This is a genomic window from Streptomyces corchorusii (assembly GCF_001514055.1).
Classification (GTDB): Bacteria; Actinomycetota; Actinomycetes; order Streptomycetales; family Streptomycetaceae; genus Streptomyces; species Streptomyces olivaceoviridis.
Window position 1 is genome coordinate 86157 of the sequence record NZ_KQ948360.1, and the last position, 25637, is coordinate 111793.

Consider the following 25637-nt stretch of genomic DNA (forward strand, 5'->3'; position numbering starts at 1 on the left):
GCTCGTGCCGCCCTCACAAGGCCGGCAGGAAGCCGCCGCGGGTCGTGCCCGAGGAGAGCAAGGCGGACCAGTCGAGGGTCTCGGGCAGCCGGTCCAGGGACAGTACGACCGCTCCGCCCGCCCCCTCGGCGTCCGCGCACCAGTCGCCCATGCCGCCGGGGGCTCCCTGCGCGTCGATCACCGGGGCGGCGAGGGCGGGCACCACGAGGCCGTGGTCGCCGGGTCCGTCCACGACACACAGGGTGAGCCGGGGCACGATGCTCCACCCCTCGCACACCGGCACCGCCCCGTCGGACGCGGCCGGCACCGGCAGCGCGTCGTGGAAGGGCGCCCCGGCCAGCAGCAGTACGGGCGTGGCCCCGCGGACGAACAGGGTCTTCTCGGCATCCAGCAGCACGGACCCACTCTCGCAGGACCGGCACCGGCCCCGGGAGGCGGGGGCGACCGGCGTGCGGAGGCACCCGTCGGTGGAAACGAAACGCGCAGCGCAGCTACTTCCCCCTTCACTTCCCCCTTCCTGGGAACTCGGCAGGCGGAGCCGGTGGATCAGGCCGGCACAGACCGTGCCGTGGCGGGAGTGATGACCATGCCGCCCGAGAAGTCCGGGCCGTCCGCGGGTGGCGGCGGGCCGCCCGACGCCGAGGTGCGGCTGCGGGTCGATGAGGCACTGGCCGCCGCCGCGCGGGGCGCCGACGAGCCCCGGGCGGTGCCCGGCGCGCTGTGCGCGGCGTGCGCGCGGCTGCTGCCGGTCACCGGTTCCTCGGTGTCGATCTCCGGCGGCAAGGGCGTCCGCATGACGTGGTGCGCCAGCGACCGGGTCGCGGCCCGGCTGGCGGAGTTGCAGTACACGGTGGGCGACGGCCCCTGCCAGACCGCGCTCGACCGGGGCGTCCCCGTCCTCGCGTGCGACCTCACCCAGGGCCCCGACCTCCGCCGCTGGCCGATCTTCGCGCACGAGGCGGTGGGTCTCGGCGTCCGCGCGGTGTTCTCGCTGCCGCTCGGCGTCAGCGGCGCCGCCGTCGGCACCCTCGACCTGTACAGCGAGCAGGCGGGCGGGCTGGCCGAGCCCGATCTGCGGGTCGCGCTGTGGGTGCGGGACGCGGTCACCCTGGCGCTGATGAACCTCCAGGCGGCCCGGTACGGCACCCCCGGCGGGGGCACCGACGCGGACACCGAGGGCGAGGTGGCGTCCTGGGTGGCGGCCTCCGAGGCCGGCCACACCGAGGTCTACCAGGCGGTCGGCATGGTGATGGTGCAGCTGGACGTGGACCCCGAGCAGGCCCTGGACCGGCTGCGGGCCCGCGCGTACGCCGACGGCCGCACGGTCAGCCAGGTGGCCCGGGAGGTCCTGACCCGCCGGCTGAGCTTCCGGCCGGAGACGGACGGCGGTGACCCGGCCGGTCCGTACGGTGGTGACCCGGCCGGTCCGTACGGTGGTGACCCCCAGGGTCCTCGCGGAGAGGACGGGCGTGACGTCCGCTGACGCGGAAGGGGCGGGGCGTGACGTCCGCCGACGAGGGCGGGGCGTGGCCCTCACACCTCCGGCGGCCCACGCTCCCGGCGGCCCTCACACCTCCAGCGGCACCCGATGCACCTCGTCCGCCCGGTGGCCGGCGCGCTCGTGGACGCGCTGGACGGCTTCCGCCGAGGGCGCTTCGGAGAGGCAGTAGACGATGCCGGACTCCGGGTCCGCCCAGGCGTGCTGGAAGTGCACGGACTCGTCCGCCTCGATGGCGAGGTCGGCCCGGTGCGCCTCCATCAGCTGGTCGGCCGTGATGCCCTCCATGCCACGGTGCACGTCGATGAACTTGGCCATGACCCGACACCTCCTGCTGCCGGTTGTCCTTCCCACCCGCACCTTCCATGCTGCGCCCGGGGGGAGGGAGGGGCATCCGGTACGGCGGGGGCCGGTGTGAACCGACGCTCACACCGGCCCGGGCGCGCCGTTCAGCCGCACTGGCAGGGGTTGCCCGACTGGCAGCCGCAGCCGCAGCCGGAGCCGCAGCCGCACGCGCCGAACAGCGGAAGGGTCCTGATCTCGGCGGGCTGCCCGGTCTCGCGCTCCTGCGTCGGGTCGGGCGTGGTGCTGGGGGATTCGGCCATGGGTCCCTCCTAGACCTGGGGCAGGGTGCCCTCGCCCATTTCATGCCCGTCGCGCCGGGCGCATCAACGGCGCACGGAGGCGTTCGCGGACCCGGACCACCCCGGCTGGAGGGCTTACGCCCCCTCGGCGCCCGTCACCGGCTGGATGTCCGGCTGCAACTCGTCGGCGTGCTCACCGGTCACCAGGTAGACCACGCGCTTGGCGACGGCCACGGCGTGGTCGGCGTACCGCTCGTAGTAGCGGCCCAGCAGGGTGACGTCCACGGCCGTCTCGATGCCGTGCTTCCAGCGGTCGTCGATCAGGTGCTGGAAGAGCGTGCGGTGCAGCAGGTCCATCTCGTCGTCGTCCTGCTCCAGTTGGAGGGCGAGGTCGACGTCTTTGGTCACGAGCACTTCGGCCGCCTTCGCCATCAGGCGCTGCGCGAGCTGGCCCATCTCCAGGATGGTGGCGTGCAGGTCGTGCGGAACGGCCCGGTTCGGGAAGCGCAGCCGCGCGAGCTTCGCCACGTGCTGGGCGAGGTCGCCGGAGCGCTCCAGGTCGGCGGACATCCGCAGCGACGTGACGACGATCCGCAGGTCCGTCGCCACCGGCTGCTGCCGGGCCAGCAGGGCTATCGCCCGGGCCTCCAGGTCGTGCTGGAGCTCGTCGACCTTCTTGTCGGCCTCGATCACGCTCTCGGCCAGCTTGAGGTCGGAGTCGAGGATGGCGGTCGTGGCGCGCCCGATCGCCGATCCGACCAGCCGGGCCATCTCCACCAGTCCGTCGCCGATCGAGTCCAGTTCCTCGTGGTACGCGTCCCGCATCAGGGTTCCCTCTCATCGGTGTGCTTGGTCCCCACGCTCCCACGTTCTGCCCCGCACCCGTCCGTTTCCGCCACCCCAAATGAACCAATACTGGCTGCAAGGTGAACTCTGGGCGACGAGTGTTCGAGGTCGCACGGTGACGGCTGTGGTCATGTCGTACCCCGTGCCTAACCTGGAGGCATGGACGTGAACGCGGCGGTCGCCGCAGCGGCAGCGATCGCCGGGGTGCTCACCGGTGTCATCGCCATGCTGGCGTTCCGCTGGAGCGAACGCGACCAGAAGCGACCGACCAGGACTTCCTTGCACACTGATCCCGTACTCCCGCCCGGCGTGGACACCGTACTGTCCGTGCTCCGCTCCTCCGCCGTCGTCCTCGACGAGGCCGACGCCGTGGTCAAGGCCAGCTCCGCCGCCTACGCCCTCGGGCTGGTCCGCGGCGGCAAGCTCTCCGTCGAGCCCATGCTCCAGATGGCCCGGGACACCAGACGGGACGGCGAGATAAGACAGGTCGAGCTGGACCTGCCCCGGCGCGGCACCGGACGCGGCGAGGCCCTCGCCGTCTCCGCGCGCGTGGCCCCGCTCGGCTCCCGCCTGGTCCTGCTGCTGGTCGAGGACCTGACGGAGGCCCGCCGGATCGAGGCGGTGCGCCGTGACTTCGTGGCGAACGTCAGCCATGAGCTGAAGACGCCCGTCGGCGCGCTGTCCCTGCTCTCCGAGGCCGTGATGGACGCCTCCGACGACCCCGAGGCCGTGCAGCGCTTCGCCGGCCGGATGCAGATCGAGGCGACCCGCCTGACCAACCTGGTGCAGGAGCTGATCGACCTCTCCCGGGTGCAGAACGACGACCCGCTGGAGGACGCCGAGCCCGTCCGGGTGGACGAGCTGGTCGCCGAGGCCATGGACCGCTGCCGCCACCAGGCGGGCACGAAGCAGATCACGATGGCCTCGAATGTCTGGGCGCCCGAAGGGCCCGATCAGGGTGATGGCGGGAGACGGGCGGGCGGCACCGCGGACCTGCACGTGTGGGGGAACCGGGGCCAGCTGGCCGCCGCCCTGGGCAACCTGGTCGAGAACGCGGTCAACTACTCCCCGGCCCGCACCCGCGTCGGCATAGCCGCACGCCGCGTCAACGCGCCCGGCGGCGACATGATCGAGCTGGCGGTCACCGACCAGGGCATCGGCATCTCGGACAAGGACAAGGAGCGCATCTTCGAGCGCTTCTACCGGGTCGACCCGGCCCGCTCCCGGGCCACCGGCGGCACCGGTCTGGGTCTCGCCATCGTCAAGCACGTGGTCGCCTCGCACGGCGGGGAGGTCACGGTCTGGAGCGCCGAAGGCCAGGGCTCCACCTTCACCCTCAGGCTGCCGGAGGCGGGCGCGGCCCGCGACCGCGCACAGCAGCACCCCGACCTCGACGACGAGGCCGGCCCCACCGATCCACCCCCGTACGCATCGCTTCCCGCCCCGGAGGTCCTTCCGTGACCCGTGTGCTCGTCGTCGAGGACGAGGAGTCCTTCTCCGACGCCCTGTCGTACATGCTCCGCAAGGAGGGCTTCGAGGTCGCCGTCGCGGCGACCGGCCCTGACGGCCTGGACGAGTTCGAGCGCAACGGCGCCGACCTGGTCCTCCTCGACCTGATGCTGCCGGGCCTGCCCGGCACCGAGGTCTGCCGCCAGCTGCGCGGCCGTTCCAACGTCCCGGTGATCATGGTGACCGCCAAGGACAGCGAGATCGACAAGGTCGTCGGGCTCGAAATAGGAGCCGACGACTACGTCACCAAGCCGTTCTCTTCCCGTGAGCTGGTCGCCCGCATCCGCGCGGTGCTGCGCCGGCGCGGCGAGCCGGAGGAGGTCACCCCGGCCGCGCTGGAGGCGGGGCCGGTCCGCATGGACGTCGACCGGCACGTGGTCACGGTCGGCGGCTCCAAGGTCGACCTCCCGCTCAAGGAGTTCGACCTCCTGGAGATGCTGCTGCGCAACGCGGGCCGCGTGCTCACCCGCATGCAGCTCATCGACCGCGTCTGGGGCGCCGACTACGTGGGCGACACCAAGACCCTCGACGTCCACGTCAAGCGTCTGCGCGCCAAGATCGAACCGGACCCGGGCGCGCCGCGGTACCTGGTGACGGTGCGGGGTCTGGGCTACAAGTTCGAGCCGTAAGCCGTAAGCGCCTCCAGACGTGTGAGCGCTGGTACGTATGCCGAAGGGCGGCACCCGCACGGGGTACCGCCCTTCGGCATACGGCTGGTCAGTGGCCGGCGGCCGACGCCGACGCCGAGTCGTGCGGGGTGGCGGGCGCACCGGACGCGGTGGCCGACGGGCTCGTCCCGTGGCCGCTCTCCGGCTTGCCGCTGCCGGACGGGCTTGCGCTGCCGGACGGGGTGGCCGGGCCGCCGCCGGCGCCGGCCGGGGCGGACGGGACCTGGGTCGGGCCCCACTTGTCGAAGTAGCTGGTGGCCGGGACGACGAAGGCGCGCAGGCTCACCTTGCCGGTCTTGCTGAAGGTGAAGGTGATCTTCTGGGCGTTGCCGTCCTGGACGGCCTCACGGCCGCTGGGCAGCGTCGCGGACGCGTTGTCCTTGCCGCCGAGGATCAGCGAGCCGTGCGCGGGAACGGTCAGGCTCTGGCCCTTGGCGGGCTTCAACTCGGCGGACGTCCCGCTGCCGTCCAGGGTGACCGACTGGAGGGTCTGGTCGGTGCTCCCGGAGTTGAACAGGGTCGCGGAGATCACCGCGGGACCCGTCGACTGGAGGTCGGGCTGGGTGATGACCAGAGCATTCTGGACCTTGATGTCGCCCACGCTGGTCGCCGCGTTGTCCGGCTTGATCTCCAGGGTCTGGGCGTTGTTTCCGGCGCCGCAGGCGGCGAGCGAGGCGATCGAGAAGACGATGGCGGAGGCGGCGAGGGCGCCGCGTCGAAGGCTGCTGCTCACGGCGGCGGCAACTCCTTGAACGCGCGGGCGGCTCCCCTTGTAAAGCCGCCCTAAGTGTCTGTCAGCGGCTTCAGGCTACCGAGCCGTTCCGGCGCCGTCGCACCCGACCCTCCCCCTGGCCCCGGGCTTCCCTCCGGCTGGGGGTACTCCGCGCGGCCCGCGCGGCTCCCCGGTGACATTGCGGAGCCGCTGGTCTGTCATTCACATAACGCGACGGCGACCCCCTCCCGGCCCCTCACAACGACGCTCGCAAAATGTCCGTGAAGGAATGCGCGAGCCTCCCGGATATTGATCACGGAGCACCCCTCCGGCAGCCGTTGATCAATTTCTGAATCGTCCCGCATCCGGCCATGGTCACCGAACGGAGTAGCGGAAGTCGCACGCTTGAGACCGGACAAATCAGGATGTTCCGCCACTTGGAACGGCCTCCCGAGGCGTGTGACGTACGTGTTTCACCCCGCCCGGAGAGCCCCTCCGACCTGCGAATACCCGGTTCCGGAGGCTCCCCGCAGCACGTTCCGGTTGCTGTTGTCAAGCCCTGAGATATGCCCTGACCTGCGAAAACGCCATTCAGAAGACGCCGTATCCGTGTTACCCTGGATAGCCACGGAAGGGGTACCTGTCACATGACGTTCAAGGTTGGCGACACCGTGGTCTATCCCCATCACGGGGCCGCGCTGATCGAGGCCATCGAAACTCGCCAGATCAAAGGCGTGGACAAGACCTACTTGGTGCTGAAGGTCGCCCAGGGTGACCTGACGGTGCGTGTGCCAGCGGACAATGCGGAGTTCGTCGGCGTGCGTGATGTGGTCGGTCAGGACGGGCTGGACCGGGTCTTCGAGGTGCTGCGCGCGCCGTACGCCGAGGAGCCCACGAACTGGTCCCGTCGCTACAAGGCAAACCTGGAGAAGCTCGCCTCCGGCGATGTCATCAAGGTCGCGGAAGTCGTGCGTGACCTGTGGCGTCGCGAGCGCGAGCGTGGACTGTCCGCCGGCGAGAAGCGCATGCTCGCCAAGGCCCGCCAGATCCTGGTGAGCGAGCTGGCTCTCGCGGAGAACACGAACGAGGACAAGGCCGAGGCCCTGCTCGACGAGGTGCTCGCCTCCTGACGCGCGACGGCGGCGAACCTTCGCTTCCGGCACGCTCAGCACACTGAAATGCCGCGGTGCCCGATGACACTGATCCTGTCGCCGGGCGCTGCGGCATGTTGCGTCCCCGCAGCGGGTGCTCCCCGGCAAGCCTGTGGACCAGCCCCCGACACGTGATCCCCCGATCATCGATTCCCCGGTCGATACTCGATCCCCCGGTACCCCAAGTGCCGGTACTCGATGCGCCGCCCGGGCGGATGGCTCGACCAGGGTCACGGAAAGGGTCCGGTCAAGGCGTCGCGCCCGCACTCCTCCAGGCCATACCCACCTAGGTCGAGCACACAAACCTGACAGGAACCGATGTCTGACGAATCGCGCCCCACGCCCGCGCAGACCCCCGTCGCCGCCGTGATTCCGGCCGCCGGCCGGGGCGTACGGCTCGGTCCGGGCGCCCCCAAGGCGCTCCGCGCGCTGAACGGCACACCCATGCTCATCCACGCGGTCCGCGCCCTCGCCGCGTCCCGCCATGTCTCGCTGGTGGTCGTCGTGGCCCCGCCGGACGGCGCCGCCGAGGTCAAGTCCCTGCTCGACGCGCACGCGCTGCCGGAGAGGACGGACTTCCAGGTCGTCCCCGGCGGCCAGTCGCGCCAGGAGTCGGTCCGGATCGGCCTGGACGCCCTGCCGCCGCACTACCGGATCGTCCTCGTCCACGACGCGGCCCGGCCGCTGGTCCCGGTCGACACGGTGGACGCGGTCATCGAGGCCGTACGCGACGGCGCCCCCGCCGTGGTGCCCGCGCTGCCGCTGGCCGACACGGTCAAGGAGGTCGAGCCCGCGGCCGTGGCCGACGACCCGGAACCGGTCGTCGCCACCCCCGACCGGGCGCGGCTGCGGGCCGTCCAGACCCCGCAGGGCTTCGACCGGGCGACCCTGGTCCGCGCCCACGAGAGCGTCACCGAGAACGTCACCGACGACGCGAGCATGGTGGAGCAGCTGGGGCTGCCCGTCGTGGCCGTCCCCGGCCACGAGGAGGCGTTCAAGGTCACCCGCCCGCTCGACCTGATCCTCGCCGAGGCGGTCCTGGCCCGCAGGAGGCTGACCGATGGCTTCTGAGGCCGGCTTCGTGCTTCCCCAGGTCGGCATCGGCACCGACATCCACGCCTTCGAGGAGGGCCGCGAGCTGTGGTGCGCGGGCCTGAAGTGGGAGGGCGAGGGGCCCGGCCTGGCCGGCCACTCCGACGCCGACGTCGTCGCCCACGCGGCCTGCAACGCCCTCTTCTCCGCCGCCGGGCTCGGTGACCTGGGGCAGCACTTCGGCACCGGCCGCCCCGAGTGGTCCGGCGCGTCCGGGGTCACCCTGCTCACCGAGGCCGCCCGGATCGTGCGCGCGGCGGGCTTCACCGTCGGCAACGTCGCCGTCCAGGTGATCGGGCCCCGCCCGAAGATCGGCAAGCGGCGCGAGGAGGCGCAGAAGATCCTCTCCGAGGCGGCCGGCGCGCCCGTGTCGGTCTCCGGCGCCACGACGGACGGGCTGGGCTTCCCGGGCCGCGAGGAGGGGCTGATGGCGGTGGCCACGGCACTCGTGGTGCGCGTGAGCTGACGGCGTGGCAGGGTACCCACACGACCACCAGTGATCGTGTACTCCGGAGGGGTGCCCATGTCCGCCGTACTGTCCGACCGCCTGAAGTCCGTGCTCGACGGCAAGGTGTTCGTCGTCTTCGGCACCGTCCAGCCCGACGGAAGCCCGCAGATGTCCCCGGTCTGGGTGAAGCGTGACGGCGACGACCTCCTGATCTCCACGACGGTCGACCGCCGCAAGTACCACAACCTGGAGCGCGAGCCCCGGGTGACGGTCGTCGTCCTCAACCCCGACGAGCCCTACGAGTACGCCGAGATCCGCGGCACCGCCGAGACCACGACCGAGGGCGGCCAGGAACTCATCGACGAACTCAGCCGCAAGTACACCGGCAAGGACTACGCCGACTTCAACCCGGCGTCGGCCCAGGACGCCGAGCGGGTGGTGGTGCGGATCCGCCCGCGCAAGGTGGTCGGGCGGTTGTAGAGAGGTGAGGGCGGGGCCCGGCGCCGCGGTGAGGCGGCTTCCTGGTGGGAAGGCGCATGGCACTGCCCGGGGCCCACTACTCTGGAGTGGTGACTATTCGCCTGTACGACACCAGCGCCCGGCAGATCCGTGACTTCACCCCGCTCAAGCCGGGCTGCGTCTCGATCTACCTCTGTGGCGCCACCGTGCAGGCGGCACCGCACATCGGCCACATCCGCTCGGGCCTCAACTTCGACATCATGCGCCGCTGGTTCGCGTACCGCGGCTACGAGGTGACGTTCATCCGCAACGTCACCGACATCGACGACAAGATCATCGCCAAGAGCCACGAGCAGAACCGGCCCTGGTGGTCGATCGGGTACGAGAACGAGCGCGCGTTCAACGAGGGCTACGACGCCCTCGGCTGCCTCCCGCCGACCTACGAGCCCCGCGCCACCGGCCACATCACCGAGATGGTCGAGATGATGCAGGGCCTCATCGAGCGCGGGCACGCCTACGAGGCCGACGGCAACGTCTACTTCGACGTGCGGTCCTTCCCGCACTACCTGGAGCTGTCCCGGCAGGAGCTGGACAACCTGCTCCAGCCGTCCGGCGAGGGCGAGACCGGCAAGCGGGACCCGCGTGACTTCGCCATGTGGAAGGCGGCGAAGCCGGGCGAGCCGACCTGGCCGACCCCCTGGGGACCGGGCCGCCCCGGCTGGCACCTGGAGTGCTCCGCCATGGCGCACAAGTACCTGGGCAGCGCCTTCGACATCCACGGCGGCGGCCTCGACCTGATCTTCCCGCACCACGAGAACGAGATCGCCCAGGCCAAGGCCTACGGCGACGACTTCGCCCGGTACTGGGTGCACAACGCCTGGGTGACCATGGCCGGCGACAAGATGTCCAAGTCGCTCGGCAACAGCGTCCTGGTCGGCGAGATGGTCAAGCGGTGGCGGCCCGTCGTGCTGCGCTACTACCTGGGCACCCCGCACTACCGCTCGATGATCGAGTACAGCGAGGAGTCCCTGCGCGAGGCCGAGTCCGCGTTCGCGCGGATCGAGGGCTTCGTGCAGCGGGTCACCGAGCTGGCCGGCAAGACGGTCGAGCCGGCCGCCGAGGTCCCGCCCGCCTTCGCCGAGGCGATGGACGACGACCTGGGCGTCCCGCAGGCCCTCGCCGTCGTGCACACCACCGTCCGGCAGGGCAACAGCGCGCTGGCCGCCGACGACAAGGAGGCCGCCGTCGCCCGGCTCGCCGAGGTGCGGGCCATGCTCGGCGTCCTCGGCCTCGACCCGCTCGACCCGCACTGGGCGGGTGAGGGCGGCGACCGGGGCGAGGACCTGAACGGCGTGGTCGACAGCCTCGTACGCCTCGTCCTCGACCAGCGCGAGTCCGCCCGCGCCCGCAAGGACTGGGCCACCGCCGACGCCATCCGCGACCAGCTCGGCCAGGCCGGGCTGGTCATCGAGGACAGCCCGCAGGGCCCGCGCTGGAGCCTCGGCCCGCGCTAGCGCCCCGCTTGATCGATTGTGCCGCCCGGCCCTCCGGGCGGCACACTGCATAAGACGTACGTACGAAAGCTCACGAAGACAGGTAGGTCATGGCCGCGAACAACCGTCGCATGTCCGGCAAGAAGGGCGCGCAGGTCGGCAGTGGCGGCCAGCGGCGCCGGGGCCTGGAGGGCAAGGGCCCGACCCCGCCCGCCGAGATGCGCAAGGGGCACGCCAAGCAGCGCGCCGCCGCGGCCAAGGCCCGCCGCGCGCAGGGCCGCACGCAGCAGCGCCGGGGTGGCGGCAGGTCCACCTCCGAGCTGGTGGTGGGCCGCAACCCGGTCGTCGAGGCGCTGCGCGAGGGCGTCCCGGCCTCCACCCTCTACGTCCAGCAGTTCATCGACAACGACGAGCGCGTCCGCGAGGCCCTCCAGCTCGCCGCCGAGCGCGGTGGCATCAACCTCATGGAGGCCCCGCGTCCCGAGCTGGACCGCATGACGAACGGCCTCAACCACCAGGGCCTGGTCCTCCAGGTCCCGCCGTACGAGTACGCGCACCCGGAGGACCTGCTCGACGCCGCGGCCGACGAGGGCGAGGACCCGCTGGTCGTGGCCCTGGACGGGGTCACCGACCCGCGCAACCTCGGCGCCGTCGTCCGGTCCGTCTCCGCCTTCGGCGGCCACGGCGTGGTCGTGCCCGAGCGCCGCTCGGCCGGCATGACCGCCGGCGCCTGGAAGACCTCCGCCGGTACGGCCGCCCGTACGCCGGTCGCCCGCGCCACCAACCTCACCCGGACCCTGGAGGCCTACAAGAAGGCCGGCCTCACGGTGGTCGGCCTGGCGGCGGACGGCGAGGTCGAACTCGGTGACCTGGAGGCCCTGGGGGGCCCGGTCGCCATCGTGGTCGGCAGCGAGGGCAAGGGCCTGTCCCGCCTGGTCGGCGAGACCTGCGACTTCCGCGTCCGCATCCCGATGCCGGGCGGCGCCGAGTCGCTCAACGCGGGTGTGGCCGCCGGGATCGTGCTGTACGAGGCCGCCCGCAGGCGGAGCTGAACAACCTCCGGGCGGGCCTGAACGCCCGTCCGGAAGTTCACCCTTGCGGGGTAATTCGGGCGGACATATGGCGCTCGGGGCCGCTTTGACGGGGTCCGGACACATCCGGGCGGTCAAAGCAGTGTCCTAACGCCACATCACTCGGTTAGATGAGTGTGGACACCAGAACACCCCGCACACCCACGGGGGACCGTTCGTCGGGATTCGACGACGCTCCCGCGCTGAGCATGGTGAAGGTGCCGAGCGATCCGGCGCAGGTCATCGTCAATCACGCCAGCTTCCGCGTGCAGCTGGGCGCGGCGGCCAGGCGCACCCAATCCCCGCGGATCGCCCGGCATCTGAGCGCCGCCCAGGACACCGCCCGGATGCCCGTCGTGGGCACGGCGGGCCGGGCCGGCGCCACCGGCCGCCGCCGCCCCGTCGTGTGGAGCGGCAAGTCCGCCCCCGACGACACCGGCGCCCACCGGCTCCTCCAGGCCGTGCGGGGCAGCAGCGTCCGCCACGCCGACGAGCCCGAGGCCGGCGCCACCCAGGTCATCCCGCGCGTCCAGACGGGCTACGCCGACACCTACGACGAACGCGACCTGACCGTCGAGACCCCCGTCGTCGGCCACCAGCGCACCGCCCCCGGCGCCGACGGCACCCGCCTCCTGCCGCACATGCGCACGGCCACCGGCGCCTACGACGACCCCGTCTACCCCGCCTACCCCGACGACCACGAGCCGTACGACGGCTACCCGGCCGACACCGGCCCCGGCACCGGCCTCGCCGCGGGCGCCGACGCCCCGCGCCGCGCCAAGCGCCAGGGCGACGACCCGGCCCGGCACGCCTACTACCCCGGCCGCCGGCTCAACCTCGGCGTCGTCCTCCTCCCGCTGCGCATCTTCCTCGGCTTCATCTCCATCTACGCCGGCATGGGCAAGCTGTGCGACCCCGTCTACTTCGACGGCGGCAAGCGCGGCTCCATGGTCACCTGGCTCAACACGCTGCACCCCTGGGACGTCGCCGAGCCGCTGCGCCAGTTCGCCCTGCACCACCCGGTCGGCTCCGGCCTGGTCATCGCCTTCCTCCAGGTCGTCGTCGGCGTCCTGACGATCCTGGGCTGCTGGCAGCGCGTCGCCGCGGTCGTCGGCGCGATGCTCTCCGCCGCCCTGATCGTCACCGTCAGCTGGAAGACCGTCCCGGTCTACGACGCCCCGGACATCATCTACCTCGCCGCCTGGTCCCCGCTGATCATCGCCGGCGCCCCCGTCTACTCCGTGGACGGCCGGCTCGCGGGCGGCGCCTGGCGCCGCCTCGGCCCCCGCGCCGACATCTGGGAGCTGCGCCGCTACGTCCTGCGCCGCGGCGCGCTGATCACGGCCGTCACCGTCGGTCTGACCCTGTTCATCGGCTCCCTGCTGGGCGGCGCGGTGCGCGACTCCAGCCGCGTGGTCGTCCCCGGCCCCGGCGAGGCGCCCCGCAACCAGCTTCCCGGCTCCCCGCTCCCGCAGGAGCCCGGCACGCGGCACCAGAGGACCCCGGCGGCGTCCAGCTCCCCGACCGGCGACGCCACGGCCGGCGCGAGCCCCTCGGGGGCGGCGACGACCCCGGGCACGAGCCGGGCCACCTCCGGCGGCACCACCACGACCCCGACCCAGACCCAGGGCACCACGGGCCAGGTCCCGCCCCGCCAGACGTCCCCGACGACGGGCGGCGCGCCCAGCACGACGGCGGGCCCGACGAGCACGGGCGGCGGCGGCACGAGCACCGGTGGCTCGACGACGGGCGGCGGCACGTCCACGGGCGGCGGCAGCACGTCCACGGGACAGCCGGGCCTGGTGGGCGGCCTGCTGGGCTGACGGAACAGCACACGGAACAGCGCGGGGCCCCGTACCGGAAAGGTACGGGGCCCTCTTCGATCCCGGGGACTCGCGGCCGGCGGACCCGCCCAGGGGCCCGGGGACCTGTCAGCGGCCGAGCGCCGCCAGTTCCTTGGCCGCCTCCGTCAGGTCCTTCGCCGTGTCGATGGCCCGCCAGTACGCGCCCTGCGGAATGGGGAACCCGGCCAGCTTCTTCTCCCGGGCCAGCCGGGGGAACGTGGTCCGCTCGTGGTCCCCCCGCTCGGGCAGCAGGGAGGCGAACTCCGGCGAGAACACGTAGACACCCGCGTTGATCTCGAACGTCGACGGCGGTGCCTCGATGAAGTCGGTGATGTGCCCGAACCCGTCGGTCCTGACGGCTCCCCACGGGATCCGCGGCCGGGCGAGCGCCAGCGTGGCCACGGCGTCCCGCTCGGCGTGGAAGTCGGCCATGTCCCGCAGGGAGAACCGCGTCCAGATGTCACCGTTCGTGGCGTACCAGGGCCGGTCGGGATGGGGCAGACGGGCCGCCGCGTACCGCAGGCCGCCGCCGCGGCCGAGGGGCTCGCCCTCCACGACGGTGGTGACGGAGACGGGAAGGTCGGCCGAGTCCAGCCACTTCTCCAGGACGTCGGCGAGGTGGCCGCAGGAGACCACGACGTCCGTCACACCTTCCTCGGCCAGCCAGGTCAGCTGGTGGCCGATGATCGGAGTGCCCGTACCGGGGATCTCGACCATCGGCTTGGGCCGGTCGTCGGTGTACGGACGCAGCCGGGAGCCCTGGCCACCGGCCAGGACCACGGCTTGAGTGGGGCGCGACGCGGCGTTCGGATGGGTCATGACCGCACTGTACGTGGCGCCCCCGTCGCGGTGCGCCGGGGCCGACCCGCTCCTTGAGGAGCCGTTACCCGGTTCACACCCGCGGCCCGCTGTCGCGGGGTCAGCTGTGCGCGGCCAGGACGCCCGAGGCGAAGGCCGTGTCGCACACCGGGCGGGCGTACGACTGGGCGCGCGAGGCGCCGTAGATGTGCACCGCGGCCCTGCCGAGGGCGCGGGCGATGGAGGAGCAGTGCCGGGCCAGCGAGGGGCGGCCGTTGACGGCCTGCTGGAGGTGGGTGAGGACCACCCCCGGGTTCTTGTGCTGCAACTCGGTCATCAGCTGGTCGCGGAGCACGTCCTGCGGGGCGCGGGTGACCTTCCTGGCGGAGACCTCCGCCGACGTCACGTCGGAGGCGGCCAGCACCGAGCTGGAGGGGCTCCCCGTCCAGTTGACCCGGGTGACCGCGAGGGTCCCGGAGAGCACCAGGACGACGGGCAGGACGAGGGCGAGAGTGCGGCCGATCCGGCGGGCAGGGCCGCCCCGGTGGCCGCGTCGCGTCTGTGGGGTGGTGGAGTGCTTCACGCGTGTGAGGGTAGCGCCCAGTGATGACGCGGAGACAATGCGTCACTCTTATGGGGGATGAGAAGGCGCTGATTTCCGGGTAACGGGTTGACGGAGCGCCCCACGGCAAGATCCACGACAGGGCGGTGTGGCGGGACCCGGTGACGAGACGACGGGAAGGGCCCCGCACGCCGAGCGCGCGGGGCCCTTCCGATGCCGTCGGCCGTCAGTCGGACAGCCGCTCGCCGGTGGACGTGGAGAACACGTGGGTCTCGCCCGGCCGCGGCACGACGTGCAGCGTGGAGCCCTTGTCGGGCACCTGGCGGCCGTTGACGCGGACGACCAGGTCCTTGACCTCGCCGCCGACCTCGGCGGTGCCGTACACGTAGCCGTCGGCGCCCAGCTCCTCGACGACGTTCACGGAGACGGCGAGGCCGGCCGGGGCGTCGGAGGCGTCCTTGGACAGGGAGGCGGCGACGGAGCCGTTGTGCTCGACCACGTCGAAGTGCTCGGGGCGCACGCCCACGGTCACCGTGCGGTCGCCCTTGTCGGCGGCGGCCTTCAGGGCGTCCCGGTTGACCGGGACGACGCTGTTGCCGAACTTCACGCCGCCGTCGGTGATCGGGACCTCGATCAGGTTCATCGCGGGGGAGCCGATGAAGCCGGCGACGAAGAGGTTCGCGGGCTTGTCGTACATGTTCCGCGGCGAGTCGACCTGCTGGAGGATGCCGTCCTTGAGCACGGCCACGCGGTCGCCCATCGTCATGGCCTCGACCTGGTCGTGGGTGACGTAGACGGTGGTGATGCCGAGGCGGCGCTGGAGGGACGCGATCTGCGTACGGGTGGAGACGCGGAGCTTGGCGTCCAGGTTGGACAGCGGCTCGTCCATGAGGAAGACCTGCGGCTCGCGGACGATCGCGCGGCCCATGGCGACACGCTGGCGCTGACCGCCGGAGAGCGCCTTCGGCTTGCGGTCCAGGTACTCGGTGAGGTCGAGGATCTTCGCGGCCTCCTCGACCTTCTGCCGGATCTCCGCCTTGTTCACGCCGGCGATCTTGAGCGCGAAGCCCATGTTGTCGGCGACCGTCATGTGCGGGTAGAGGGCGTAGTTCTGGAACACCATGGCGATGTCCCGGTCCTTGGGCGGCAGGTGCGTGACGTCGCGGTCGCCGATGCGGATGGCGCCGCCGTTGACGTCCTCCAGGCCCGCGAGCATCCGCAGGGAGGTGGACTTTCCGCAACCGGACGGGCCGACCAGGACGAGGAACTCGCCGTCCTCGATCGCGATGTCGAGTGCGTCGACGGCGGGCTTGGTGGAACCCGGGTAGATGCGGGTCGCCTTGTCGAACGTGACTGTGGCCATGGTGAATGGGCCCCCTTCTACCGGCAGGAACGTGCCGGACGATCCGTTGTAGGAAGGTGGTTGGTGTAGTCCACGCGAGTGAACTGGGTCAGGACGGTACCTGGCGTTCACTCGATCTGTCAGTAGCCCGACCCGTGTGAACTTCGCGGAAATTTTCGACGGGACGGCCCCGAGACCTGGGTACACTGCACGGGCACCCAGGTGCACGCCTCCTTAGCTCAGCTGGTCAGAGCGCCGCTCTTGTAAAGCGAAGGTCGTCGGTTCGAATCCGACAGGGGGCTCTTCCACCACCACGCCGACCTGGGGCTTCTGCCCCGGGACCGCGGAGGGAAAGCAGGCCCCAGGGCGAGGCGGTCGCCGCGGACACGAACCGGTCCTGGGTACCTGAAGGGCGGGCAAGGTTTCGTGGCCGACCGCTTGCTGCCCATGGCCATGGCCCGCGGCACCACCAGCGGCACGGTCGACTGGAACGGCGCGTACCTGGTCAGCCCCTGGACGGCGGGCGGCGACCTGGTCGACATCGACGCGTTGCTCCCCGGATAGCCGAGGCCCCCGTCTCCTCGCGGGGCCGTGGCGCCGTCGGTCCAGGTGTTCCTCACGCCAGCAGGCGGGCGATCTCCAGTTGGCGGGCCTCGATCGGACGGCCGTCCTTCACGTCCCACAGGGCGTTCTGGAGCAGGCGGCCGAGGGTCCAGGCGCGGGCCCGGGCGCGGTCCAGGCCGAGGACGTCGGTCATCGCGTCGAAGCGCCAGCGGACCTCGGCCGCGTCGAACCGGTTGTGCAGGGCGGGCCACAGTTCGAAGCCGGGGTCGCCGGCCAGCGGCTTGGGGTCGATGGCGAGCCAGTCGGCGCGGTCGGCGGCGAGGACGTTCTCGTCGTGCAGGTCCCAGTGGAGCAGCCGGTCGCCGGGCTCGTGGACGACCTCGCGCACGGCGGCGGCGCAGTCGGCGACGGTCCGGCGCATCCCGGGGTCCGGGATGCGGGTCAGCGCCCAGGGGGTCCGTTCCAGCATGGCCTCGGCGATGTCGCCCAGCCGGCGCAGGCCGGGCGGGGCCGGGAAGGACGTGAGGTGGGCCAGCAGCCGGGCGATGACCAGGACCGCCTCGCGGGTGTCGCCGAGGCCCGCGAGCATCCGGGACTCGTCCAGGCGCTCCAGGAGCATGGCGCCGGTGGCCGGGTCGTGGTCCAGGAGCCGTACCGCCCCGTCGCCGTCCCACACGCGCAGGGCGACCGGTTCGCCCACGCTCTCCTCGTCCGTCAACTGGAGCTTGAGGACCGCGCGGAGGCCGTCGGCGCGGACGACCGGCAGGACCAGGGCGCTGACGCCGTTCATCGACGGCCCGTCGAGCGTGAGCCGCCAGCGGTGCAGGAAGTCGGCCGCGAGGTCCGGCAGCGCGGCGATGAACGCTCGTCCCGCCGCGCCGTTGTACGCCTCCTGCGTCCGCGCCAACTCGCCGGGGATGTCGATCACGAAGCGGACGATACCGGCGTGCGTGAATCGGCTCATGCGAATTTTCCGGGGCCTTTGCGGGGTGTGGGCGTATGTCCGCGGTGCTCCCGGCACGTACGTGTGGCTGGGCATCCTGTTCGTGACGACCGTCGCGCTGCACCACATGTCGCCGGAGTTCGAGGAGCACTTCCTGCGGCGGCGGTCGACGAACATCCATGAGCTGTCCCGCAATCCGGTGCGGGTGCTGGTGGCCAGCGCGATGTGGATCGAGAGCGGGTACTGGGTGCCGTACGCCCTGCTGTACACGGTGTTCCACGCGCCGGCCGAGCGCTGGCTGGGCACGGTCCGCTGGCTGGCGGTGTGCGCGCTGGCGCACGTGCTGGCCTCGCTGATCAGCGAGGGGGTGCTGCTGGAGGCGATCCGCCGGGGCATGGCCCCGCACTCGGCGGTCAACACCCTGGACATCGGGGTGAGTTACGCGCTGGCCGGGACGATGGCGGTGCTGGTCTACCGGATCGCGGCGCCCTGGCGGTACGCGTACCTGCCGGCGGTGCTGGCCGTGTTCGGGCTGCCGCTGGCCGCCGGGCCGACCTTCACCGACTTCGGTCACCTCGTCGCCGTACTGATCGGCCTGGCCTGCTATCCGCTGGCCAGGGGCCGCGGAAAAGCATGGAATCCGAAGGAGACACTGGCCGGGCTCAGGGGTTAACGTCCCGGCCATGAGCAGCTCGGCGAGCAGTGTCGTGAACGGTGGCATCTCCTTCTGGTACGCGGACGACGGCCTTCCGGCGGTGCGGGAGCCGCTGCCCGGGGACGCGTCCGCCGACGTCGTGATCGTGGGCGGCGGCTACACGGGCCTGTGGACCGCGTACTACCTGAAGAAGGCCGCCCCCTTCCTGCGCATCACCGTCCTGGAGCAGAAGTTCTGCGGGTACGGCGCCTCCGGCCGCAACGGCGGCTGGCTGTACAACGGGATCGCGGGCCGCGACCGGTACGCGAAGCTGCACGGCCACGAGGCCGCCGTACGGCTCCAGCGGGCGATGAACGACACCGTGGCCGAGGTGATCGCGGTCGCCGAGGCGGAGGGCATCGACGCCGACGTGCACCGGGGCGGCGTCCTGGAGGTGGCCACCACCCCGGCGCAGCTGGCCCGGCTGAGGGCGTTCCACCAGCACGAGCTGTCGTACGGCGAGAAGGACCGGGAGCTGTACGGCGCCCGGGAGACCGCCCAGCGGATCCGGATCGCGGACGCGGTCGGCTCCACCTGGACCCCGCACGGGGCCCGGTTGCACCCCGTGAAGCTGGTCAAGGGGCTCGCGGCGGCCGTGGAGGCGCTCGGCGTGACCATCCACGAGTCGACGCCGGTGACGGAGATCCGCCCCAAGCACGCGGTCACCCCCTACGGCACCGTCCGCGCGCCCTACGTCCTGCGCTGCACCGAGGGCTTCACCGCCTCCCTCAAGGGGCAGCGGCGGACCTGGCTGCCGATGAACTCCTCGATGATCGCGACCGAGCCGCTGACCGAGGAGCAGTGGGCGGCGATCGGCTGGGCGGGCCGGGAGACCCTCGGCGACATGGCGCACGCCTACATGTACGCCCAGCGCACGGCGGACGGCCGGATCGCGCTCGGCGGGCGCGGGGTGCCGTACCGCTTCGGTTCGCGCACCGACAACGACGGCCGGACGCAGGCGGCGACGGTCGAGGCGCTGCGGGAGATCCTGACCCGCTTCTTCCCGTCCCTGGCCGGGGTGCGGGTCGAGCACGCCTGGTCGGGCGTGCTCGGGGTGCCGCGCGACTGGTGTGCCACGGTGACGCTCGACCGCACCACCGGCCTCGGCTGGGCGGGCGGCTACGTCGGCTCCGGCGTCGCCACCACCAACCTGGCCGCCCGCACCCTGCGCGACCTGGTGCAGCGGGACTCCGGACAGGGCGGGCCGACCGAGCTGACGGACCTGCCCTGGGTGAACCACAAGGTCCGCAAGTGGGAGCCGGAACCCTTGCGCTGGCTGGGCGTCCAGGGCATGTACGCCACCTACCGCGCCGCCGACCAGCGCGAACGCCTCCGTCCGGGCATGGAGTCCTCGCGCCTGGCGAAGGTGGCCGACCGGGTGGCGGGACGGCACTGAGGCCGGGTCCGCGGGCCGGTTACCCTCGCGGCATGATTCGTACCGCGACCCCCGACGACGTCCCCGTCATCCACACCATGGTCCGTGAGCTGGCCGAGTACGAGAAGGCGCCCGAGGAGGCCCGGGCGAGCGAGGCGCAGTTGCGGGAGGCGCTGTTCGGGGAGCGGCCGGCCGCGTTCGCGCACATGGCGGTGGACGAGGCGGGCGGGGAGCCGGTCGGGTTCGCGCTGTGGTTCCTCAACTTCTCCACCTGGCGCGGGGTGCACGGCATCTACCTGGAGGACCTGTACGTCCGCCCGCAGGCGCGCGGCGGCGGCCACGGGCGGGCGCTGCTGGCCGAGTTGGCGCGGATCTGCGTGGAGCGCGGGTACGAGCGGCTGGAGTGGTCCGTGCTGGACTGGAACCGGCCGGCGATCGGCTTCTACGAGGCGCTGGGCGCCCGGCCGCAGGACGAGTGGACGGTGTACCGGCTCACCGACGAGTCCCTGACCGCGCTGGGCTCGGCCGGCTGACACAGGCCCCGACGGCGGTCCCGGCGGCGGCCATGGCGGTGGCGGTCCAGGTGGTCGGGGTCGCGGGGGTGGGGGTCGCCGTGGCGGTGGCCCGACGGCTCCCGGTCGTCCGCGGCCGGTCGCGCGGTTCCCCGCGCCGCACTCCGCGGTCGTCAGGGTTCCAGCACGACCTTGCCGATCGTGTCCCGTCCCTCCAGTGCCCGGTGCGCGGCGGCTGCCTGGGCGAGGGGGAAACGGGTGACCGCCGGGCGCAGCCGGCCCTGGGCGGCCTCGGCGAGCGCGCGCAGTTCCAGCGCGCGCAGGCCGCCGGCGCGCTCCAGCATCGCCGGGCCGAGCACGGACTCCGAGACGCCCTCGACGTGGTACCCCCGCCCCTGCCCGATGCCCTCCGCCGACCAGCCGAACACCAGGTGCCGGCCGCCGGGGCCGAGCAGGGCGACGGCCTCCCGGGCGGCCTGGCCGCCCACGCCGTCGTAGACGAGGGAGGCGGGCCGGCCGCCCAGGTGGGCGCGGACCTTGGCGGGCCAGTCCGGTGCGGTGTAGTCGACGGCGAGGTCGGCGCCGGCGGCCCGGACGCGGGCGGTCTTCTCCGGGCCGCCCGCGAGCCCGATCACGGTCGCCCCGGCGTTCTTGGCGTGCTGCACGAGCAGGGTGCCGATGCCGCCGGCCGCGGCCGGTACGACCACCACGTCGTCCGGGCCCGGCTCGGCGAACTGGGCGATGCCCAGCGCCGTACGGCCCGTGCCGATCATGGCGACGGCGGCGGCGAAGTCCAGGTTCTCCGGGACGTCGTGCAGGCGCTCGACCTCGGTGACGGCGCGTTCGGCGTACCCGCCGGGCGCGAAGCCCAGGTGGGCCACCACCCGCCGGCCGAGCCACAGGCCGTCCACGCCGTCGCCGAGCGCGTCCACGACCCCCGCGACCTCCCGGCCGGGCACGGTCGGCAGGCGGGGCGGTTCGGGCAGCGGGCCCTGGTGGCCCTCCCGCAGGGCGGCGTCGAGCAGGTGCACGCCGGCCGCGGCGACCGCGATCCGCACCTGGCCGGGGCCGGGGACGGGGTCCGGGAGCTCCTCGTAGGTCAGGTTCTCGGCCGGACCGAAGGCGTACAGGCGGACGGCGTGCATGGGACCCCCAGGGAGACGAGGCTCGATGTGATCTCCACCCTCGGACCTCAAGCGCGCTTGAGGTCAAGGGCGGGCCGGCCGAGGATCAGGGACACCGCCGTCACCGCGCTGTTGAAGGACACCTCCGCGAGCACCCCCGGGGCCGCCACCTGGTCGCCGACGAGGTAGATCCCGTCGCCGCGGTCCACGGCGGGCCGGTCCCGCCAGCTGCGGCCCGGCAGGTCCACGGCCCCCGTACGGCCGTCCGCCACGGCCTCCCGCCGCCAGGTCACCCGCTCCCGCCACCCCCGGAACCCCAGGTCGAGCAGGCGCTCGGCGCGGGCCACGCCGTCGGTCCGGGCCTGGCCGGGCCCGATCGGGAACTGCCCCTGGATCAGCTGCTCCCCGGCCGGCGCGAGGGACGGGTCCTGCGCGGTGAAGCGCTCGATCCAGCCGGGCGCGTCCAGGTCGGAGACAGCGAAGGCGTCCCCGCGCCGGGCGCGCACGGCGAGGTCGAGGAGGACGGTACGGCCGCTCGGCCACTCCAGCGCGTCGTCGCGGAGCAGCCGCCGGGCGGCGGGCAGGCCGGTGGCGACGACCACCGGGGTGTCCTGCGGCAGCTCGTCCACCCGGGCCCCGGTCTCGATCCGCACGCCCATGTTCCAGGCCCGCGCGGCCATCCGGTCGACGACCCCGCCCCAGCCGCCGCGCGGATAGCGCGCCTCCGGCGGCAGCTTGGCGGCCCGGCGCAGCCGCTCGTGCACGAAGGCGGCGGACAGGCCGCCCGGGTCGTGGTGGAACAGCGCCACCGCCGCGTAGTGCGCCGCCGCGCGGGCGCCCTCCTCCCCGGCGATCCCGGTCGCCCAGCCGAGGAAGTCGGCGTCGACGGGGGCCGGGCCGACCCGGCGCCGCAGCAGCTTGAGCATGGCGAAGGGCGGGGTGCGGCGCAGCACGCCGCGGTGGCGCAGCCGCAGCCGGGCGGCCTCCAGGGGCGGCAGCGCGGCGAGCGGGCCGATGAGGTCCCGCTGCCTGAGCCAGGCCCAGTGCGGGCCGCCGGCGTAGAGCGCGTGCGGGCCCTCGTTGGTCCGGTACGGCCCCTGTGCCGTCCGGGCCCGCCCGCCCAGGGTGCCGTGGGCCTCGTACACGGTGACCTGGGCGCCGGCCTCGGCGGCCGTGATCGCGGCGGTGAGTCCGGCGAAGCCGCCGCCGATGACGGTGATGCGGTGCGCGGGCTTGTGCATGGTTCTCCCTGGGGTCGGTGCGCCTGCTCGGGAGTACGACGGCCGGCGCCCCGCCGCGTGTGACATCCCGCGTGTCCGCCCGGCTCAGGGCGGATTGTCAGTGGCGGGGTGCAGCATGGGGGCATGGCGAGGCGAGCGGCGGGTGCGGCAGGGGTGAAGGGCGCGCGGCGGCCGGAGGTGCGGCTGCCGCCCCTGGAGCCGTGGCGCGAGGGCGAGTTGGAGCCGGACGGCGACTACGACGGGCTGGAGTTCCGGGACCGCGACCTGACCGGGCAGGACGGCGCGGGCGCCCGGTTCATGGACTGCGCGCTGACGGGCTGCGCGGTGGACGGGACGGCGCTGGGCCGGGCCCGGGTGCTGGACTCGGTGCTGACCGGACTGCGCGGGGTCGGGACGCGGTTGGCCGAGGCCACGCTCAGGGACGTCGAGGTGGTCGACGCCCGTCTGGGCGGTACGCAGTTGCACGGCGCCGTGCTGGAGAGGGTCGTGATCCGCGGCGGCAAGATCGACTACCTGAACCTGCGCGAGGCCCGCCTCAAGGACGTCGTCTTCGAGTCCTGCGTCCTGGTCGAGCCGGACTTCGCGGGCGCGCGCCTGGAGCGGGTCGAGTTCACCGACTGCGCCCTGAAGGGGGCCGACTTCGGCGGGGCGGCCCTGACGGACGTCGACCTGCGCGGGGCCGCTCCGCTGGAGATCACCCGGGGCCTGGACCGGCTCTCCGGCGCGGTGATCAGCACGGGCCAACTGCTGGACCTGGCCCCGGTGCTGGCGGCTTCGCTGGGCATCCGGGTCATGTGACCGGCGTCGTCGCGGCTCACGGGTGGTCCGGCTTGCCGTCGCCGTACAGCCAGTCCTTCCAGATCCCGCCGAAGTCCTGGTCCGGGGCCTTCTTCTCGACGAACGCGGTGAAGTCGGCGGTGCTCGCGGTGGCGTGGCGGTGGGCGGCGGCCCAGCCCTGGAGGATGGCGTAGAAGGTGTCGTCGCCGGTCTTCTGGCGGATCTTGTGCAGGACCATCGCGCCGCGCTCGTAGACCGGGCTGCCGGAGATGTGCGCGGCATCCGACTGCTTCGCCGGCGGGAAGGCCCAGATGTCCTCGCGGTCGCCCTCGTACAGGCGGGTGAACGTCTCCTGGGCGGTGGGCCCGCCGTGGTCCTCCTGGTACAGCCACTCCGCGTACGTCGTGAAGCCCTCGGCCAGCCACATGTCCCGCCAGGACCGGGGGGTGACCGAGTCGCCGTACCACTGGTGGGCGAGTTCGTGCACGAGGATCGAGGTGTCGAGCTGGTCGGCGGGGAAGACGGGCCGGTTCTGGGTCTCCAGGGCGTAGCCGGCGTCGTGCGGGCGGTCGACGATCGCACCGGCCGAGGAGAAGGGGTACGGCCCGAAGTTGTACTCCTCCCAGTCCAGGATCTCCGGGAGCTTCGCGAGCACCTTGGCGCTCGCCTCGGCCTGGGTGGGGTCGACGGCGGTGAGGAGGGGCAGGCCGTGCGGGCCGGTGCCGCGGGTGATGGCGTAGTGGCCGATGGCGACGGTGGCGACATGGCTCGCCATGGGCTGGCCGGTGTGCCAGTGGTACGCGGTACGGCCGCCCTTCGTGCTCTGTTCCGCCAACTCGCCGTTGGAGACCGCCTGGAGGCCCTTCGGGACGGTGACCGTGATGTCGTACGCCGCCTTGTCGGAGGGGTGGTGGTTGCCGGGGAACCAGGCCATGGAGCCGACGGGTTCACCGAGGGCGAGGGCGCCGTCGGCGGTGGGCAGCCAGCCCTCCTCGGAGCCGTCGGGGTCGGTGAGGGTGCGGGGGGTGCCCGAGTAGCGGACGGTGGTGCGGAACGTCTCGCCCCGGGTGAGGTCGTCGTGCGGGCGGACGGTGAGTTCCTGTCCGGCGCGGTTCCAGCGGGCGTCCTCGCCCTCGACGGTGACCGAGTCGACGTGCAGCCCGGCGAGGTCGAGGTCGAAGGCGGGCAGGTCCCGGGTGGCCCGGGCGGTGATGACGGCCGTGCCGGTGAGCCGGCGGGTCGCCGGGGTGTAGTCCAGGGTGAGGGCGTAGTGGCCGACGTCGTAGCCGCCGTTGCCGGCCTTCGGGAAGTACGGGTCGCGCACCCCGGAGCCGCCCGGGACACCCCGCACGCCGCCGTCGCACGCGGTGCCGGTGAGGGCGAGGGCGAGGAGCGCGCAGAGGGCCGGGACAAGGCGCGCGGATCCGGACATGCCAGCGATCTTAGGCACGCGAGACCGTCACGGGCAGGGTCCGCCGCGTGGAAGACGGGGGCAGCCCGGCAGGGCCCGTTGCCCGCAGGCGGGGCCGGGGCCGGGCGGGCACGGTGGTCTGGAGGCGGGGTTGGGCGGTCAGGGCCTGGTGGGCCGCGGCGGGGCCGGGGCCGGCAGGGGACGTTGCTCCGGGGCGGGTCCGGGGCGGCAGGGTCCGCTGGTCTGGGGACGGGGTCGGGCCGGCCGGGCCCTGTGGGACCGCGGCGGGGCCGGGCCGGCGGGGGCCGTCGCTCTGGAGGCGGGGCCGGGCAGGCCGGGGTTCGGTGGGCCGTGGGAGAGGCCGGGTGGGGTGGCGTGACACCATCTCCTGCGTGCTCGACATCGGCTACGCCCTCTCCAACCGGTTCCCGGACCCCCCGCAGACCGACTACCGCCGCGCGGACGTCCACGCGCTGCGGTACGACCTGTTCTGCGGGGACGTCTACCTCGCGGACACCGAGTCCGACCGGGAGCTGTCCACAGCCTGGGGATGGGTGCCGGTGCTGGACTTCGCGTGGGCGCTGTGTGACATCGTGGAACGGCTGGACCAGGACCCGATGGGCTCCCGCGCCGCCCGCCCGCAGCGGGCGGAACTGGACTTCACCGAGTCCACCGACCGCATGCTCTTCGAGCGCCGCTTCGGCTGGGTCGACATCGCCGCCGACTGGATGCCGGCCGAGGAGTCCCCGCTGACCTTCTCCCACGCCGAACTGCGCCGCGAGGCCCGCGACTTCCTGCACGACCTGCTCGCGGACCTCGTCGACCTCCACGAGGACCTGGCGGAGAACCCGGCGATCTGGACCCTCCAGGCCCGCTTCCCCCGGGTGGGGTGAAGAGGGCCCCGGCTGCGAGCCGGGAGC

At 73.0% G+C, this 25637-nt stretch carries 28 protein-coding genes and 1 tRNA gene; 17 read left to right on the forward strand and 12 right to left on the reverse strand.

The window, feature by feature from the left end; all coding sequences use genetic code 11:
• Positions 1-13: 13 nt before the first annotated feature.
• A complete protein-coding gene (locus tag AQJ11_RS25880) occupies positions 14-397 on the reverse strand; it encodes a hypothetical protein (RefSeq protein ID WP_058080990.1) in 384 nt (127 codons plus the stop codon).
• A gap of 183 nt (positions 398-580) precedes the next feature.
• On the opposite strand from AQJ11_RS25880, the gene AQJ11_RS25885 reads away from it, so the two are divergent.
• Positions 581-1483 carry a GAF and ANTAR domain-containing protein gene (locus AQJ11_RS25885; protein ID WP_244218354.1) on the forward strand — a complete coding sequence of 301 codons (903 nt, stop codon included), beginning with the start codon at positions 581-583 and terminating at the stop codon, positions 1481-1483.
• Between the two features lie 84 nt (positions 1484-1567).
• Here the strand turns inward: AQJ11_RS25885 and AQJ11_RS25890 are convergent, their stop codons facing one another.
• The 3 genes from AQJ11_RS25890 to phoU all read right to left on the reverse strand — a co-directional run bounded on the left by AQJ11_RS25890 (position 1568) and on the right by phoU (position 2907).
• Entirely contained in the window at positions 1568-1816 is a 249-nt protein-coding gene (locus tag AQJ11_RS25890) for an SCO4226 family nickel-binding protein (RefSeq protein WP_014673459.1), read from the reverse strand.
• Between the two features lie 131 nt (positions 1817-1947).
• The gene (locus AQJ11_RS49925; protein WP_014673458.1) at positions 1948-2103 is read right to left on the reverse strand and encodes a hypothetical protein; all 156 of its coding nucleotides are present in this window, start codon (positions 2101-2103) and stop codon (positions 1948-1950) included.
• 114 nt (positions 2104-2217) lie between these two features.
• Entirely contained in the window at positions 2218-2907 is a 690-nt protein-coding gene (gene phoU, locus AQJ11_RS25895) for a phosphate signaling complex protein PhoU (protein ID WP_059264566.1), read from the reverse strand.
• Positions 2908-3087: 180 nt separating this feature from the next.
• On the opposite strand from phoU, the gene phoR reads away from it, so the two are divergent.
• The gene (gene phoR / locus AQJ11_RS25900) at positions 3088-4389 is read left to right on the forward strand and encodes a two-component system sensor histidine kinase PhoR (protein WP_059264567.1); all 1302 of its coding nucleotides are present in this window, start codon (positions 3088-3090) and stop codon (positions 4387-4389) included.
• Complete coding sequence (phoP, locus tag AQJ11_RS25905) at positions 4386-5066, forward strand: two-component system response regulator PhoP (RefSeq protein ID WP_014673455.1); 681 nt, start codon at positions 4386-4388, stop codon at positions 5064-5066. Before phoR ends, phoP begins: the two co-directional genes overlap by 4 nt.
• Positions 5067-5154: 88 nt before the next feature.
• Here the strand turns inward: phoP and AQJ11_RS25910 are convergent, their stop codons facing one another.
• Positions 5155-5838 (reverse strand): copper chaperone PCu(A)C domain-containing protein, encoded by a 684-nt coding sequence (locus AQJ11_RS25910; protein ID WP_059264568.1) that lies wholly within the window; start codon positions 5836-5838, stop codon positions 5155-5157.
• Positions 5839-6464: 626 nt separating this feature from the next.
• Between AQJ11_RS25910 and AQJ11_RS25915 the strand changes: the two genes are divergently transcribed.
• The 7 genes from AQJ11_RS25915 to AQJ11_RS25945 all read left to right on the forward strand — a co-directional run bounded on the left by AQJ11_RS25915 (position 6465) and on the right by AQJ11_RS25945 (position 13353).
• Complete coding sequence (locus AQJ11_RS25915) at positions 6465-6947, forward strand: CarD family transcriptional regulator (RefSeq protein WP_003953493.1); 483 nt, start codon at positions 6465-6467, stop codon at positions 6945-6947.
• Positions 6948-7286: 339 nt separating this feature from the next.
• Positions 7287-8039 carry a 2-C-methyl-D-erythritol 4-phosphate cytidylyltransferase gene (gene ispD, locus AQJ11_RS25920; RefSeq protein WP_058080989.1) on the forward strand — a complete coding sequence of 251 codons (753 nt, stop codon included), beginning with the start codon at positions 7287-7289 and terminating at the stop codon, positions 8037-8039.
• Positions 8029-8526, forward strand: a complete 498-nt coding sequence (gene ispF / locus AQJ11_RS25925) for a 2-C-methyl-D-erythritol 2,4-cyclodiphosphate synthase (protein WP_014673451.1) — start codon at positions 8029-8031, stop codon at positions 8524-8526. Before ispD ends, ispF begins: the two co-directional genes overlap by 11 nt.
• Positions 8527-8583: 57 nt before the next feature.
• Positions 8584-8988, forward strand: a complete 405-nt coding sequence (locus AQJ11_RS25930; protein ID WP_014673450.1) for a PPOX class F420-dependent oxidoreductase — start codon at positions 8584-8586, stop codon at positions 8986-8988.
• Positions 8989-9077: 89 nt separating this feature from the next.
• Positions 9078-10481 carry a cysteine--tRNA ligase gene (cysS, locus tag AQJ11_RS25935; RefSeq protein ID WP_041665309.1) on the forward strand — a complete coding sequence of 468 codons (1404 nt, stop codon included), beginning with the start codon at positions 9078-9080 and terminating at the stop codon, positions 10479-10481.
• 89 nt (positions 10482-10570) lie between these two features.
• Positions 10571-11512, forward strand: a complete 942-nt coding sequence (gene rlmB, locus AQJ11_RS25940; RefSeq protein WP_014673448.1) for a 23S rRNA (guanosine(2251)-2'-O)-methyltransferase RlmB — start codon at positions 10571-10573, stop codon at positions 11510-11512.
• Between the two features lie 149 nt (positions 11513-11661).
• Positions 11662-13353: a DoxX family protein gene (locus AQJ11_RS25945; RefSeq protein WP_208616613.1), complete on the forward strand. Its 1692-nt coding sequence runs from the start codon at positions 11662-11664 to the stop codon at positions 13351-13353.
• A gap of 108 nt (positions 13354-13461) precedes the next feature.
• On the opposite strand, the gene AQJ11_RS25950 is transcribed toward AQJ11_RS25945, so the two are convergent.
• The 3 genes from AQJ11_RS25950 to AQJ11_RS25960 form a co-directional block, all read right to left on the reverse strand.
• On the reverse strand, positions 13462-14193 hold the full coding sequence (locus AQJ11_RS25950; RefSeq protein ID WP_059264570.1) for a nucleotidyltransferase family protein: 732 nt from the start codon (positions 14191-14193) through the stop codon (positions 13462-13464).
• A 100-nt stretch (positions 14194-14293) separates the two neighbouring features.
• A complete protein-coding gene (locus tag AQJ11_RS25955) occupies positions 14294-14755 on the reverse strand; it encodes a hypothetical protein (protein ID WP_014673445.1) in 462 nt (153 codons plus the stop codon).
• A gap of 205 nt (positions 14756-14960) precedes the next feature.
• Positions 14961-16097, reverse strand: coding sequence for an ABC transporter ATP-binding protein (locus tag AQJ11_RS25960; RefSeq protein ID WP_014673444.1), 1137 nt, complete (start codon positions 16095-16097; stop codon positions 14961-14963).
• A gap of 207 nt (positions 16098-16304) precedes the next feature.
• Here AQJ11_RS25960 and AQJ11_RS25965 point away from each other — a divergent pair.
• Positions 16305-16378: transfer RNA gene (locus tag AQJ11_RS25965), tRNA-Thr, on the forward strand.
• A 124-nt stretch (positions 16379-16502) separates the two neighbouring features.
• The gene (locus AQJ11_RS49930) at positions 16503-16640 is read left to right on the forward strand and encodes a hypothetical protein (protein WP_167360876.1); all 138 of its coding nucleotides are present in this window, start codon (positions 16503-16505) and stop codon (positions 16638-16640) included.
• Between the two features lie 52 nt (positions 16641-16692).
• Here AQJ11_RS49930 and AQJ11_RS25970 read toward each other — a convergent pair whose 3' ends face one another.
• Complete coding sequence (locus tag AQJ11_RS25970; protein WP_059264571.1) at positions 16693-17604, reverse strand: aminoglycoside phosphotransferase family protein; 912 nt, start codon at positions 17602-17604, stop codon at positions 16693-16695.
• Between AQJ11_RS25970 and AQJ11_RS25975 the strand changes: the two genes are divergently transcribed.
• Genes AQJ11_RS25975 through AQJ11_RS25985 form a run of 3 tightly spaced genes read left to right on the forward strand, consistent with a single transcriptional unit; the run spans position 17603 to position 20185 of the window.
• A complete protein-coding gene (locus AQJ11_RS25975) occupies positions 17603-18256 on the forward strand; it encodes a rhomboid-like protein (RefSeq protein WP_208616614.1) in 654 nt (217 codons plus the stop codon). The genes AQJ11_RS25970 and AQJ11_RS25975 overlap by 2 nt on opposite strands.
• A gap of 10 nt (positions 18257-18266) precedes the next feature.
• A complete protein-coding gene (locus AQJ11_RS25980) occupies positions 18267-19673 on the forward strand; it encodes an NAD(P)/FAD-dependent oxidoreductase (RefSeq protein ID WP_175252185.1) in 1407 nt (468 codons plus the stop codon).
• A 32-nt stretch (positions 19674-19705) separates the two neighbouring features.
• Positions 19706-20185, forward strand: coding sequence for a GNAT family N-acetyltransferase (locus tag AQJ11_RS25985; protein WP_058080983.1), 480 nt, complete (start codon positions 19706-19708; stop codon positions 20183-20185).
• A gap of 152 nt (positions 20186-20337) precedes the next feature.
• Here AQJ11_RS25985 and AQJ11_RS25990 read toward each other — a convergent pair whose 3' ends face one another.
• Together AQJ11_RS25990 and AQJ11_RS25995 are read right to left on the reverse strand one after the other, a co-directional pair.
• On the reverse strand, positions 20338-21309 hold the full coding sequence (locus AQJ11_RS25990) for a zinc-binding dehydrogenase (RefSeq protein WP_059264572.1): 972 nt from the start codon (positions 21307-21309) through the stop codon (positions 20338-20340).
• Between the two features lie 47 nt (positions 21310-21356).
• Positions 21357-22529 carry an FAD-dependent oxidoreductase gene (locus AQJ11_RS25995; RefSeq protein WP_059264573.1) on the reverse strand — a complete coding sequence of 391 codons (1173 nt, stop codon included), beginning with the start codon at positions 22527-22529 and terminating at the stop codon, positions 21357-21359.
• 123 nt (positions 22530-22652) lie between these two features.
• Between AQJ11_RS25995 and AQJ11_RS26000 the strand changes: the two genes are divergently transcribed.
• Positions 22653-23327: a pentapeptide repeat-containing protein gene (locus AQJ11_RS26000; RefSeq protein ID WP_175252184.1), complete on the forward strand. Its 675-nt coding sequence runs from the start codon at positions 22653-22655 to the stop codon at positions 23325-23327.
• A gap of 16 nt (positions 23328-23343) precedes the next feature.
• Here AQJ11_RS26000 and AQJ11_RS26005 read toward each other — a convergent pair whose 3' ends face one another.
• Entirely contained in the window at positions 23344-24738 is a 1395-nt protein-coding gene (locus AQJ11_RS26005) for a M1 family metallopeptidase (protein WP_208616615.1), read from the reverse strand.
• A 371-nt stretch (positions 24739-25109) separates the two neighbouring features.
• On the opposite strand from AQJ11_RS26005, the gene AQJ11_RS26010 reads away from it, so the two are divergent.
• Positions 25110-25610, forward strand: coding sequence for a hypothetical protein (locus AQJ11_RS26010; protein ID WP_058083897.1), 501 nt, complete (start codon positions 25110-25112; stop codon positions 25608-25610).
• Positions 25611-25637: the final 27 nt, after the last annotated feature.

Excerpts from the sequence above, each read along its gene's own strand:
- AQJ11_RS25995 (WP_059264573.1), bottom strand. The coding sequence starts at position 22,529 with ATGCACAAGCCCGCGCACCGCATCACCGTCATCGGCGGCGGCTTCGCC.
- rlmB (WP_014673448.1), top strand. The coding sequence starts at position 10,571 with ATGGCCGCGAACAACCGTCGCATGTCCGGCAAGAAGGGCGCGCAGGTC.
- phoR (WP_059264567.1), top strand. The coding sequence starts at position 3,088 with ATGGACGTGAACGCGGCGGTCGCCGCAGCGGCAGCGATCGCCGGGGTG.
- AQJ11_RS25945 (WP_208616613.1), top strand. The coding sequence starts at position 11,662 with ATGAGTGTGGACACCAGAACACCCCGCACACCCACGGGGGACCGTTCG.
- phoU (WP_059264566.1), bottom strand. The coding sequence starts at position 2,907 with ATGCGGGACGCGTACCACGAGGAACTGGACTCGATCGGCGACGGACTG.
- AQJ11_RS25950 (WP_059264570.1), bottom strand. The coding sequence starts at position 14,193 with ATGACCCATCCGAACGCCGCGTCGCGCCCCACTCAAGCCGTGGTCCTG.
- AQJ11_RS26000 (WP_175252184.1), top strand. The coding sequence starts at position 22,653 with ATGGCGAGGCGAGCGGCGGGTGCGGCAGGGGTGAAGGGCGCGCGGCGG.
- AQJ11_RS25960 (WP_014673444.1), bottom strand. The coding sequence starts at position 16,097 with ATGGCCACAGTCACGTTCGACAAGGCGACCCGCATCTACCCGGGTTCC.
- AQJ11_RS25885 (WP_244218354.1), top strand. The coding sequence starts at position 581 with ATGACCATGCCGCCCGAGAAGTCCGGGCCGTCCGCGGGTGGCGGCGGG.
- AQJ11_RS25890 (WP_014673459.1), bottom strand. The coding sequence starts at position 1,816 with ATGGCCAAGTTCATCGACGTGCACCGTGGCATGGAGGGCATCACGGCC.
- AQJ11_RS25970 (WP_059264571.1), bottom strand. The coding sequence starts at position 17,604 with ATGAGCCGATTCACGCACGCCGGTATCGTCCGCTTCGTGATCGACATC.
- ispF (WP_014673451.1), top strand. The coding sequence starts at position 8,029 with ATGGCTTCTGAGGCCGGCTTCGTGCTTCCCCAGGTCGGCATCGGCACC.
- AQJ11_RS25930 (WP_014673450.1), top strand. The coding sequence starts at position 8,584 with ATGTCCGCCGTACTGTCCGACCGCCTGAAGTCCGTGCTCGACGGCAAG.
- AQJ11_RS25975 (WP_208616614.1), top strand. The coding sequence starts at position 17,603 with ATGCGAATTTTCCGGGGCCTTTGCGGGGTGTGGGCGTATGTCCGCGGT.
- AQJ11_RS26005 (WP_208616615.1), bottom strand. The coding sequence starts at position 24,738 with ATGTCCGGATCCGCGCGCCTTGTCCCGGCCCTCTGCGCGCTCCTCGCC.
- AQJ11_RS25980 (WP_175252185.1), top strand. The coding sequence starts at position 18,267 with ATGAGCAGCTCGGCGAGCAGTGTCGTGAACGGTGGCATCTCCTTCTGG.
- AQJ11_RS25990 (WP_059264572.1), bottom strand. The coding sequence starts at position 21,309 with ATGCACGCCGTCCGCCTGTACGCCTTCGGTCCGGCCGAGAACCTGACC.
- AQJ11_RS49925 (WP_014673458.1), bottom strand. The coding sequence starts at position 2,103 with ATGGCCGAATCCCCCAGCACCACGCCCGACCCGACGCAGGAGCGCGAG.
- AQJ11_RS25985 (WP_058080983.1), top strand. The coding sequence starts at position 19,706 with ATGATTCGTACCGCGACCCCCGACGACGTCCCCGTCATCCACACCATG.
- AQJ11_RS25915 (WP_003953493.1), top strand. The coding sequence starts at position 6,465 with ATGACGTTCAAGGTTGGCGACACCGTGGTCTATCCCCATCACGGGGCC.
- ispD (WP_058080989.1), top strand. The coding sequence starts at position 7,287 with ATGTCTGACGAATCGCGCCCCACGCCCGCGCAGACCCCCGTCGCCGCC.